The sequence below is a fragment of the uncultured Oscillibacter sp. genome, assembly GCF_910587525.1.
Taxonomy (GTDB): domain Bacteria; phylum Bacillota; class Clostridia; order Oscillospirales; family Oscillospiraceae; genus Oscillibacter.
The window spans coordinates 1-11054 of record NZ_CAJULS010000081.1; the positions used below are offsets into that span (position 1 = coordinate 1).

Sequence of the window (11054 nt, forward strand, 5' to 3'; positions counted from 1 at the left end):
CGGATGGGCAGCTCAGTATGATCCCCTGGGACTACAATCTGGCCTTCGGCACCTTCCAGGCGAGAGACGCCTCCGCTGCGGTCAACGACCCCATCGACACGCCCCTGTCGGTCTCCGGGGACGGCGACCGACCCATGGCCGACTGGATCTATGGCGACGCAGCCTATACGGAGCTGTATCACCAATATTTTGCGGAGTTTCTGGAGACGGTGGACCCCGCCGCCATCATCGGCGAAGCGTATCAGCTGATTGCGCACTATGTGGAGCGGGACCCTACGAAATTCTGCACCACAGCGGAGTTTGAAACTGGTGTGGACGCCTTGAGGACGTTCTGCCGCCTCCGCGCCGAGAGCGTATCCGGCCAGCTGGCGGGGACGGTTCCGTCAACGGATGATGGACAGTCCGCCGGTGATTCGGCCCTGGTCGATGCCTCGGCTCTGACCCTTTCCGACATGGGGACCATGAACATGGGCGGCGCCGGGGATCCCGGCGGCCGCGGCGGCCCGGGAGAGCAGGACGGCACCGGACCGGATTCCTTCCCGCAGGCGGAAAACAGGCCGGAGGGCTCTGAGAGACCCTCCGGCCGGATGGATGCCATGGGGATGGAAATGCCTGATGGAGTTCCTCCCGTCGGGAACGGTCCGCAGGATGGGCGCGGAGCTGCGTCAGACAGCCAGGCCCTTCTCCCGCTGCTTGTCTCGGTTCTGGCGCTGCTGGCGGGGATTCTGTCGGCCTGGAGGTACCGGCGGAACGGGCGGCGAAAAACGCCGCCGGGGAGAAAATCCGCCGCCCAGACTCAGGAAAACTGGGCGTGCAGCCGCCGGTAAGTGTCGTTGTCCTTTTGGGACAGCTCCCGGTCCACCTGGGCCAGCTGCCGCTCCAGCTCCCTGGCCCGGGTCTCGTCCGTTTCAGTCCGGAGCTGGCCTTCCAGTTGTTCCCGGCGTTTTTTCAGCTGTTCGATTTCCCGGTCCACCTTTCCGGTGTCACAGGTGCATTTCTCCTCACCTCTGCCAGAAGCGGGTTTTTCCGGTCCTTCCGGCGCGGGGGAATTTTCACCCTCCGGAAGAGGGGCGGCCTCCCTTGGTTCGGGGTCGTCAAAAAAGATCTTGGGACTGCCGTCCTCGTCCTTTCCCATCCAGTACAGGCCGCAGGGCGTGCGGGCCTCCTCTGGAATGTACTCATCCGTCACAGGGGCTGCGGGGGCGGTTCGGGCCTCCTCCTGCCGGGGGGACTGAACACCGGAGGTCTCCCGGAGGCTTGGGGCAGCGGCGGGGGAATGGATCATGCCGGAAATGGGTTCCATGGCGGTCTCTCCTTTCAAAAGTGATGTGGTGAGACCAGTTTCCCCCTTTTGGGAGAGGATTTCAAGGCCTTTGCTCTGAACGGTCCTCTGACTGTCCTGAGATGTCCAGCAGCACGTGGAGCTGAAAGCGGCCGTCCTCTTTTTCCGCCAGCATGGCGCCATGGTACTTTTCCGCCGCCGCCTTTATGTTGCGCAGGCCAGTCCCCATGGGCGGCAGGGGGCCGGGAGGACAGGTGTTTTCAAAAGACAGCCTGTAAAAATTTCCCTGGCGGCGGCCCGTGATCCGCAGAGATCCAGGCTCCGGGACAGCCAGGCAGGCCCGGACGGCGTTGTCCAGGGCGTTGGCGAAGATGACGCACAGGTCAAAGTCGTCCACGCCACTCTTCCGGGGCCAGAGCAGAGAAACCTCCGCCTCTACGCCCCGGGCGGTCTCCAGCTTGTCCGCCAGCAGGATGTCAATGACGGCGCTGCCGGTGTGGAAGGCGGGGGACAGGGCCTCCGCCGCAGTCCGCAGGGACGCCAGATAAGCGGTGCCATCTTCTGTTCTGCCGGTATTCAGCAGTCCCTCCAGCACCGTAAGGTGGCTGTTCAGATCGTGGCGGAGGGAGCGGGTCCGCTCCTCCCGGGTCCGGGCCTCCTGGATATAGGTCCGCTGGGCCCGGGCGGCCTGGGAGAGGGCGTCCAGCGCCGCCTGGGCCCGCTGTCCCTGGCAGGCACGGCGGTAGGCGTGCAGGGTACACAGCAGAGCGCTGAGGCCCAGGACCTGGAGAGCCAGCAGGCCCAGGTGCTTTCCCGGCTCCGCCGGGGCGGGGACAGACAGGCGGCCGTAGACGGTCTGGGTGAAAAAGACCTCCGCGGCGAAGAAGAACACGCTGGTCAGCAGGGGGAGCCGGAGATAGGGGTCCGGCTCCTCCTGTGGAGGGAGACACTTCAGGATAAGCTGGCAGCTGCCCCAGCACAGGGCAAAGGCCAGCAGGACGGCCAGGATGACCAGCGGATACAGAAGAGGCGTGCCCGTTATCCCAATAAAGGCGATGCACTCCAGGGACCCCACGATGCCGGAGGAGAGCTGGGAGGTGTAGACCGCCAGCACCGCCGCCGCGCAGGAGAGAGGCCGGGAGCTCTTCAGCGCCAGACGGCTGAAGGCGAAGAGGGCCAGCAGCTCCCCGGCCGCGGCAAAGGCCTCGCCCAGAGCGAGGGCGCGGGAGACCGCGTCTACGGCGCAGAGAAACAGGAGATACCCGGCAAAATACCGGCATTTGGCGGGCTTCCCCGACAGGCGGCAGGTAAACGCGATGTGGGCGGTCACCAGAGTGGCCAGGGTCAGACCCTCCAGAAGCAGGCTGAACCAGTCCATATCAGAAAGACCTCTCTCTCATGCGGCGCAGCAGCGCCTGGGTGAAGTCCTGCTCCCGCAGCCGGGAGACGGGGATCTCGGTGCCCTGGGGCAGCGTCACCCGGCCTCCGCCGCAGCCCAGGACGAAATCAAGATTTACAAGATAGCTCCGGTGGCAGCGGAAGAAGCGGCCGTCCACCTGATGTTCCAGGTTCTCAAGCTTTTCGTAATAGTCCACCGTGCTCCCGTCCCGCAGGTGGAGGTAGACTTTCCGGCCCAGGACCTCCCCGTACACGATGTCCGCCAGGGGGATCATCCGGCGGGAGTTTCCCCGCTGGATCAGAATGCGTCCGCTGTCCCGCCGCTCCAGCGCCTGGAGGGCCCGGTCCATGGTCCGGCGGAAGCGGACGGCGTCCAGGGGCTTGAGCAGATAGTCGAAAGCCTCCACGGCAAAAGCGTCGAACACCAGCTCACCCAGCACCGTCACAAAGATCAAAAGCCCCCGGCACCCCGACTGCCGCAGGCGCCGGGCCGTCTCCATGCCGTCCATCCCCTCCATCTGGATGTCCAGAAGGATCAGGTCAAAGTCCCCGGCGTATTCCAGCAGGGCCGCGCCGGAGGAGAAGCCCTCCACATGAAAGGGCAGGCGCCGCTCTTCCATGTAAAGAGTGAGACGGGCGGTGAGCGCCTCCAGCATCCGGGGGTCGTCGTCGCAGAGCGCGCAGTTTATCATAATAATCACCATTTTACAGCATACCAAATATCCGAAAAAAGAGCAATCCCGCTGTCGTGAGATGGCGGGATTGTGTTATGAACGGCACTAAAAGAGGTCCGCCCACTGGCGCAGCAGGGACTCCGCCAGGGCCTCGTCCTTTTTCAGATAGGCCAGATGCAGATTGTACAGCACCCCGTCCTCTACCAGATAGCCGTCCATGCCGAAATAGCCGCTGGCAAGGCCCGTATCGGTGATGACCTGGTACTGTCTCCCGCCGGCGGTGGTGCGGAGGGATTCACGGAACGCCACATCTTCTGTGGTCCTGGCCCCGATGATGACGGTGTCCTCGCTGTCCTCTGTAAAGATGGTGGCAAAGGCCTGGAGGCGGACGCCCCCCACCTCGTAGTCCGTCTCCAGCCGGATGCGCAGCAGCCGCCCCTGGGGATCGCCGGTAACGTCCAGGCTTGTCCGCGTCTCCTCCAGCTCCCAGTCCAGCCCCCGCAGAGCCTCCAGGCCGATATACTCCCGGGCCTCGGCGGCGGAGGGGAAGTGTGTCCGCCGCAGGGTGCCGGGATACCAGCTGCTGAAGAGGTCGTAGTTTTCGAATTGCCGGGCGATCTCCTCCCCCGCCTCCTGAATCTCCCCCGTCAGGGCGGAGACGGGGAATTTTTCCACGTCCGCCGCCAGGTCGTAGCCGGACTGGGTGAGCTCCGAACCCGGCGCTCCCCGGGCGGTGAAGGTGTCGAGCAGCCAGGTGCCGCCCCCGGCGGCCACTGCCGCCGCAGAGGCCAGAAAGCACACACAGGCCGCGGCAAGGACGGCCCGCCGCAGCCGGGGACGTCTTCTTCCGGCGGGGGCGTCTGCCGCCGCCTGCACATAAATTGGGTCCGCCAGCTCCAGTTTTTCCAGCAGCTCTTCGCCTGTCATAGGTCATGACCCTCCTTTTTCAGATATTCCCGGAGACGGTTCCGGCTCCGGTAGAGAGAAGTTTTCACCTTGCTCTGGGTCAGGGAATACCGCTTCGCGATGGTGGACACGGAGTCCATGTACCAGTACCGCCGCAGGAAGATATTCCGGTTCTCCTCACTGAGAGCGCCGAGAAAGCGGTTAATGGTCTCCCCCAGGGCCAGGCCGTCCAAGTGCCCGGCGGCGTTGTCCGGAGCGGGGAGACACTGTTCCAGCTCCCGGGTGAGCTGAAGCAGGGGGGCGCTTCGCTTCTGGCGGCTCCGCTCCCGGCAGCGGTCCAGGGCGGCGTGGCGGGCAATCCGGGCCAGGAAGGGGTAGAGGTACTCCCGGGGCTCATGGGGCGGGATGGCGTTCCAGGCTGCCAGATACACGTCGTTCTCGCACTCCTCGGCGGTCTGAGGGTCCTCCAGCAGGTTTTTCGCCAGGGCCCGCAGGGCGGGGCCGTATTTCTCAGCGGTGTGGGCCAGAGCGGACTCGTCCCGGGCCAGGTATAATTCTACAATCTGACTGTCCTCCATGAGCCATGCCCCCTCTCCGGTATGGGTCTCTCTGCCGAATTAAGCGCCATCTGCGGCGGTCTGGTTACATTTTTTCAGAAAATTATAGCGAAAAGTTCCGCTTCTGTAAAGATTCCGGAGCCGCCCGCGTCCGGAGGAAAAATTTCTCTTGACAAATGGCGGCTCCGCAGATAAAATAGCTTCAATTATTTTAGTTAAAATAATTTAATTAAAATAATAAAATTTTTACAGGCGAGGAGTGGACATATGGAATTCGAGAAAGTGCGCGACGTAATCGTGGAGACGCTGGGCTGTAAGGCCGAACAGGTGACCGAGCAGGCCACCCTGGAGGAACTGGGGGCGGACTCCCTGGCCGCCGTGGAGCTGATCATGGCCCTGGAGGAGTCCACAGGCATCACTATCGATGATGCCGACGCGGCAAATCTCAAGACCGTGGGCGATATCCTGAACTATTTAAAAACCCACTGCTGACATGCGCCCGGCGGGGGAAGTCCCCCGCCGGACGATATTCCCCACAGGGAGGAATGGCTATGACCAACCAGGAGATTTATGATTTGATTGCCTGTTTTGACCGCAGCACTGCCCAGACAATGCGGCTGTCCATGCAGGACTTTACCGTAGAGCTGACCCGGGGCGGAGCCCAGGCCCCGGCGGCGCCCGCCGCTGCCGCCGGAGGGGCGGAGGTGGTTCCAGCCCCTGCGCCCAGAGCCAAGGAGACCATCAATGCCCCGCTGGTGGGAACCTTTTACACGGCCTCCTCACCGGAGAGCCCGCCTTTCGCGGCAGTGGGTGACCGGGTAAAAAAGGGGCAGACTGTCTGCCTCATCGAAGCTATGAAGATGATGAGCGAGGTCTCCGCCCCCTGTGACTGCGTCATCGAAGAGGTGGTGAAAGCCAACGGTGAGCTGGCGTCCTTCGGAGAACCGCTGTTCCGTTACCGACCATGCTGAGACGGGTATTGATTGCAAGCCGCGGTGAGATCGCCCTGCGGGTTTTGCGGAGCTGCCGGGAACTGGGCATTGAGACCGTGGCTGCCTATTCCGAGGCGGACAGCGAGTCCCTCCACGTCCAGCTGGCCACTCAGGCGGTGTGTGTAGGCCCCGCCCGGGCGGCGGACAGCTATCTCAACCAGGATGCGCTGCTGACCGTGGCAAAGGCCGCGGGCTGTGACGCCGTCCACCCCGGCTACGGCTTTTTGTCTGAAAACGCGGACTTTTCCGACGCCTGCACCGCCGCCGGACTGACCTTCATCGGCCCCTCCGGGGAAACCATCCGGAAGGCGGGAAACAAATCCGCCGCCCGGGAGATCATGCGTGCCGCAGGTGTTCCGGTGACGCCGGGGTCTGATGGGACGGTGCACTCCGCGGAGGAGGCCCTGTCCGCCGCGGAGCGGGTAGGGTACCCCGTGCTGCTGAAGGCCAGCGCCGGAGGCGGCGGCCGGGGCATCCGCCGCTGTGACGGCCAGGAGGACCTGCCTGCTGCTTTCGCGGAGGCCCAGGCGGAAGCCCGGGCCTGTTTTGACAGCGATAAGATGTACCTGGAGAAGCTGGTGCTGCGTCCCCGGCACATTGAGTTCCAAATCCTGGCGGACTGCCACGGCAATGTGATCCACTTAGGAGACCGGGACTGCTCCATTCAGCGGCGGAACCAGAAGCTCATCGAGGAGGCTCCCGCCCGGTGCCTGACGCCGCAGCTGCGGCGGGAGATGGGCGAGGCCGCCGTCCAGGCAGCCCGGGCCGTGGGCTATGAGGGCGCCGGCACGGTGGAGTTCCTGCTGGACAGCGACGGAGGGCGCTTCTACTTTATGGAGATGAACACCCGCATCCAAGTGGAGCACGGCGTCACGGAGCTCATTACCGGCGTGGATCTGGTGCGCCAGCAGCTGCGGATTGCCTCCGGACTCTCCCTGGGTCTTGCCCAGGAGGATGTGAAGCTGGAGGGCCACGCCATTGAGTGCCGCGTCAACGCCGAGGACCCGGACCAGGACTTCCGGCCCTGCCCAGGCAGGGTGGAATTTCTGCACTTCCCCGGTGGGCCAGGGGTGCGGGTGGACTCCTGCCTGTACAGCGGCTGTATCCTGCCGCCGTACTATGACTCCTTAGCGGCCAAGCTGCTGGTCCATGCTCCCACCCGGCTGGAGGCGGTCCGCCGGATGCGCCGCTGCCTGGAGGAGTTCACGCTGGAGGGCTTCCCCACTAACGCGGAGCTCTCCTACGAGATTCTGTACCATCCTGTGTTCCTCCGGGGCAGCTGTACCACTGCCTTTTTGGACGAACATCTCAAAGAGCTGTTGGAGTTTAACCGGCAGCTGGCGGAGAAGGGGGACGAGACATGAACGGTGTCTTTGCCAAGCGGCGGGCCCGCCTGCTGGCCATGAAGGCCCTGCGTGACAGCTACGCCGCCGGAGAGAAGACTTTCACCTGTCCCCGCTGCGGCGGAGACAGTGACCGCAGGCGGGTGGCGCAGGCGCTCTACGTCTGCCCCAGGTGCGGACACCACCTTTCTCTGGGGGCATATTACCGCCTGGGCACCATCCTGGACCCCGGCTCCTTCCGAGAGCTGAACGCAAAGCTCTCCGCTGCGGACCCGCTGAAATTTCCAGGCTACCGGGAGAAGCTGGACGCCGCCCGGAGAAAGACGGGCCTTCAGGAAGCTGTGGTTACCGCCGCGGGTGCCATTGACGGGCGCAAGTGTGTTGTGGGCGTCATGGACAGCCGCTTTCTCATGGGCAGCATGAGCGCCGCCGTGGGGGAGAAAATCACCCTGGCCATTGAGTATGCCGCCAAAAACAGGCTGCCGCTGATTCTCTTTTCCGCCAGCGGCGGGGCACGGATGCAGGAGGGGATTTTGTCCCTGATGCAGATGGCCAAGACCAGCGCCGCCATTGCCCGGTTTTCCGAAAAGGGACTGCTGTTCATCTCCGTGCTGACAGACCCCACCACCGGCGGCGTCACCGCCAGCTTCGCCTCTCTGGGGGACGTCATCCTGGCGGAGCCGGGGGCCCTGATCGGCTTTGCCGGGCCCCGGGTGATCCAGCAGACCATCGGCGAGACGCTGCCGGAGGGCTTCCAGCGGGCGGAGTACCAGGATGAGCACGGCTTCGTGGACGCGGTGGTGCCCCGGAGCGAGCTGCGGGAGACTTTGTCCCGGCTGCTGCGGCTTCATGAGAGAGGAGGGCGGCAATGAGCGAACTGACTCCGGCCCAGCGGGTGACCGCAGCCCGTCACCCCCAGCGGCCCAATATCACCGACTATATCGGCACCCTGTTTACCGATTTCTTTGAACAGCACGGCGACCGTCTCAGCGGAGAGGACGGGGCCGTTTTGGGTGGGATTGCCCTATACCACGGACGGCCTGTCACCGTCATCGGCACCCGCAAGGGCCGGACGGCGGAGGAGAACATCAGGTGCAATTTCGGGATGCCCAGCCCCACCGGCTACCGCAAAGCCCTGCGGCTGATGCGGCAGGCGGAGAAATTCCGCCGCCCGGTCCTTACATTCATCGACACCTCCGGGGCCTATCCCGGCTTAGAGGCCGAGGCCCAGGGGCAGGGAGAGGCCATCGCCCGGAACCTCTTTGAGATGAGCCGCCTGACGGTGCCTGTTATCGCCGTGGTCACCGGAGAGGGCAACAGCGGAGGAGCCCTGGCCCTGGGCGTAGCCGACCGGGTGCTGATGCTGGAGAACGCCGTGTACGCCATTCTCTCTCCGGAGGGCTTTGCCTCTATTTTGTGGAAGGACGCCCAACGGCACGAGGAGGCCTGCGGCGTCATGAAGCTGACAGCCCCGGACCTCCTGGGCCTGGGGGTCATCGACGAGATCATCCCGGAGCCGGAGGGCGGCGCCCACCTGGCTCCCAGGGCTGTCCTGGGAGAGGTGGACCGCTGCCTCAGCCGCCATCTGGCGGAGCTTCTTCGCCAGAGCGGAGCGGCCCTGGCGGAGGGGCGGTATCAGAAATTCAGACGGATGGGCGCGAACATTCAAAAGGAGGATCCATGAACGGGATCAAGATCAAAGGCATGGGCCGATGTGTGCCGGAGCGGGTGGTCACCAACACAGATCTGGCGGAGCGGGTGGAGACCAGCGACGAGTGGATCACCAGCCGTACGGGTATCCGCCGCCGCCGCCACTGCACCGGGGAGACCCACAGCTCCCTTTGCGCCGGGGCGGCCCGGGCGGCGCTGGAGCGGTCCGGTATTTCGCCGGAAGAGATCGGGGCCTGTATCGTGGCCACGGTGACAGCGGACAATCTGGTGCCCTCCGCCGCCTGTGCGCTCCAGCGGGAGCTGGGCCTGCCCCGGGACATCCCCTGTTTTGACCTCAGCGCCGCCTGCACTGGCTTTCTCTTTGCGCTCCACACCATGGAGTGTCTGCTGAACGCCTCGCCCCGGAAATTCGGTCTGGTGGTGGGAGCGGATACCCTTAGCCGCGTCACCAACTGGGATGACCGGGGCACCTGCATCCTCTTCGGGGACGGGGCCGGGGCGGCGGTGGTGGAGTGCCGGGAGGGCTGGCCCTCCATCGCCGCGGAACTGGGTTGTCACGGAGACGGCCAGCTGCTGCGCCTGCCTGGCGTGGAGAGCGGGGAGCGGAGCCTGATCTCCATGGAGGGAACACGGGTTTTCAAGTTTGCCGTGGAGGCGGTGCCCTGGTGCATGGACCGGGTGCTGGAGCGAACCGGATATACTCTGGAGGATGTGGATTTCTTTGTCTTCCACCAGGCCAATGCCCGAATTATCGATCTGGCGGCCCGAAAGTACCGCATTCCGCCGGAGAAGTACTACAAGAATATCGCCGAGTATGGAAATACCTCCGCTGCCAGTATTCCCCTAGTGCTCAGTGAGCTGGAGGACATGGGCCGTGTGGGCCCCGGCTCCCGGACGCTGATCGTAGGCTTCGGCGGCGGCCTCACCTGGGGCGGCGCAATGGTGGAGTTTGCGGATTGACCGGTTTGCGGGTGTATTTCGGGATGGTGGAAATCAATGGGAGACCAGCGGGCAGACCGCCGTCTGCCCTCCGCTGATCTTTGGACTCTGCGATTCCACCGGACCGCCTGCTGGCGCACATCTGACGGAAAGTCAATTCCTGCTTTGGAGGAATGTTTGAAATGAAAAAACTGAATGAAATTTTAGGAACCGAGTTCCCCATCATCCAGGGCGGCATGGCCAATATCGCCACCGGCGAATTTGCCGCCGCCTGTTCCAACGCGGGGGCGCTGGGGGTTATCGGCACCGGCGGGATGCTGGAAGCCGGACTGCTGCGAAAGCAGATCCAAATCTGCAAGAGCCTGACAGATAAACCCTTCGGCGTAAATCTGATGCTGATGAACCCCTGCGCCGATGAGATGGCCAGGGTCATCGTGGAGGAGGGCGTCCGGGTGGTCACCACCGGCGCGGGCAACCCCGGCAGGTACATCCCCGCCTGGAAGGAGGCGGGGATCAAGGTCCTGCCAGTGGTGGCGGCAGCCGTGCTGGCCCGGCGTCTGGAGCGGTACGGGATTGACGCCGTCATCGCCGAGGGCGCGGAATCCGGCGGCCACGTGGGAGAGATGACCACCATGGCTCTGGTGCCCCAGGTCATGGACGCGGTGAATGTGCCTGTGGTGGCCGCCGGCGGCATTGCCTCTGGGCGGCAGATGGCGGCGGCCCTGGCCCTGGGGGCCTGCGGCGTCCAGGTGGGCACCTGTCTGCTGGCAAGCGAGGAGTGCCCCATCCATCAGAACTACAAGCAGGCCATTTTGAAGGCAAAGGACAGCGACACGGTGGTGACGGGCCGGTCTGTGGGCGGTCCGGTGCGGTGCCTGAAAAACAGGATGACCCGGGAGTACCTGGCCCTGGAGAAGCGGGGCGCCACGTTGGAGGAATTGGAACGTGTGACCCTGGGGGGCCTCCGCCGGGCGGTATTTGACGGCGACATGGATGCCGGCAGCGTCATGGCCGGCCAGGTGGCGGGAATGCTCCATGAGATCAGGCCCCTGCGGCAGATATTTGAGGAGCTGCATCAGGGCGGAAAGGCCGTTTTGGAGTCGGTGAACCGGGAATGGCAGTGACCATCCGGGGAAGGACGCTGCCCATCCCCATTTTACAGGGCGGTATGGGCGTGGGCGTCAGCCTGGACCGCCTGGCGGGGGCAGTGGCCGCTTGCGGCGGAATGGGCACCATCTCCACCGCCGCCTGCGGCTTTGACGAGCCGGACTATGCGCAGGACCCCAATGGTT

General features: G+C 64.3%; 14 protein-coding genes. 9 read left to right on the top strand and 5 right to left on the bottom strand.

Annotated features, from left to right (window positions below; genetic code table 11):
• The coding region (locus tag QZ326_RS08390) for a CotH kinase family protein (RefSeq protein WP_295743852.1) at positions 1-827 on the top strand (827 nt) is incomplete at its 5' end.
• On the opposite strand, the gene QZ326_RS08395 is transcribed toward QZ326_RS08390, so the two are convergent.
• The 5 genes from QZ326_RS08395 to QZ326_RS08415 all read right to left on the bottom strand — a co-directional run bounded on the left by QZ326_RS08395 (position 797) and on the right by QZ326_RS08415 (position 4838).
• Positions 797-1303: a hypothetical protein gene (locus QZ326_RS08395; protein ID WP_295743856.1), complete on the bottom strand. Its 507-nt coding sequence runs from the start codon at positions 1301-1303 to the stop codon at positions 797-799. The two genes, QZ326_RS08390 and QZ326_RS08395, sit on opposite strands and share 31 nt — an antisense overlap.
• Before the next feature lie 61 nt (positions 1304-1364).
• Positions 1365-2660: a sensor histidine kinase gene (locus QZ326_RS08400; protein WP_295743859.1), complete on the bottom strand. Its 1296-nt coding sequence runs from the start codon at positions 2658-2660 to the stop codon at positions 1365-1367.
• Position 2661: 1 nt separating this feature from the next.
• On the bottom strand, positions 2662-3372 hold the full coding sequence (locus tag QZ326_RS08405) for a LytTR family DNA-binding domain-containing protein (RefSeq protein ID WP_295743861.1): 711 nt from the start codon (positions 3370-3372) through the stop codon (positions 2662-2664).
• A gap of 87 nt (positions 3373-3459) precedes the next feature.
• Positions 3460-4281 (bottom strand): hypothetical protein, encoded by an 822-nt coding sequence (locus QZ326_RS08410; protein ID WP_295743864.1) that lies wholly within the window; start codon positions 4279-4281, stop codon positions 3460-3462.
• Positions 4278-4838 (bottom strand): RNA polymerase sigma factor, encoded by a 561-nt coding sequence (locus tag QZ326_RS08415; RefSeq protein ID WP_295743866.1) that lies wholly within the window; start codon positions 4836-4838, stop codon positions 4278-4280. Before QZ326_RS08415 ends, QZ326_RS08410 begins: the two co-directional genes overlap by 4 nt.
• A 246-nt stretch (positions 4839-5084) precedes the next feature.
• Here QZ326_RS08415 and QZ326_RS08420 point away from each other — a divergent pair, with 246 nt between their 5' ends.
• The 8 genes from QZ326_RS08420 to QZ326_RS08455 all read left to right on the top strand — a co-directional run.
• Complete coding sequence (locus tag QZ326_RS08420) at positions 5085-5309, top strand: acyl carrier protein (RefSeq protein ID WP_295743870.1); 225 nt, start codon at positions 5085-5087, stop codon at positions 5307-5309.
• Between the two features lie 59 nt (positions 5310-5368).
• A complete protein-coding gene (locus tag QZ326_RS08425; RefSeq protein WP_295743873.1) occupies positions 5369-5788 on the top strand; it encodes a biotin/lipoyl-containing protein in 420 nt (139 codons plus the stop codon).
• Positions 5782-7173 carry an acetyl-CoA carboxylase biotin carboxylase subunit gene (accC, locus tag QZ326_RS08430; RefSeq protein WP_295743876.1) on the top strand — a complete coding sequence of 464 codons (1392 nt, stop codon included), beginning with the start codon at positions 5782-5784 and terminating at the stop codon, positions 7171-7173. The genes QZ326_RS08425 and accC overlap by 7 nt, the downstream gene beginning before the upstream one ends.
• Positions 7170-8024: an acetyl-CoA carboxylase, carboxyltransferase subunit beta gene (accD, locus tag QZ326_RS08435; protein ID WP_295743879.1), complete on the top strand. Its 855-nt coding sequence runs from the start codon at positions 7170-7172 to the stop codon at positions 8022-8024. The genes accC and accD overlap by 4 nt, the downstream gene beginning before the upstream one ends.
• A complete protein-coding gene (locus QZ326_RS08440) occupies positions 8021-8836 on the top strand; it encodes an acetyl-CoA carboxylase carboxyltransferase subunit alpha (protein WP_295743882.1) in 816 nt (271 codons plus the stop codon). Before accD ends, QZ326_RS08440 begins: the two co-directional genes overlap by 4 nt.
• Positions 8833-9783 (top strand): beta-ketoacyl-ACP synthase III, encoded by a 951-nt coding sequence (locus tag QZ326_RS08445; protein WP_295743884.1) that lies wholly within the window; start codon positions 8833-8835, stop codon positions 9781-9783. The genes QZ326_RS08440 and QZ326_RS08445 overlap by 4 nt, the downstream gene beginning before the upstream one ends.
• Before the next feature lie 161 nt (positions 9784-9944).
• Positions 9945-10886, top strand: coding sequence for a nitronate monooxygenase (locus QZ326_RS08450; RefSeq protein WP_295743888.1), 942 nt, complete (start codon positions 9945-9947; stop codon positions 10884-10886).
• Positions 10877-11054, top strand: a 178-nt coding sequence (locus tag QZ326_RS08455) for a nitronate monooxygenase (RefSeq protein WP_295743891.1), incomplete at its 3' end; no start/stop codon positions are given. The genes QZ326_RS08450 and QZ326_RS08455, both read left to right, overlap by 10 nt.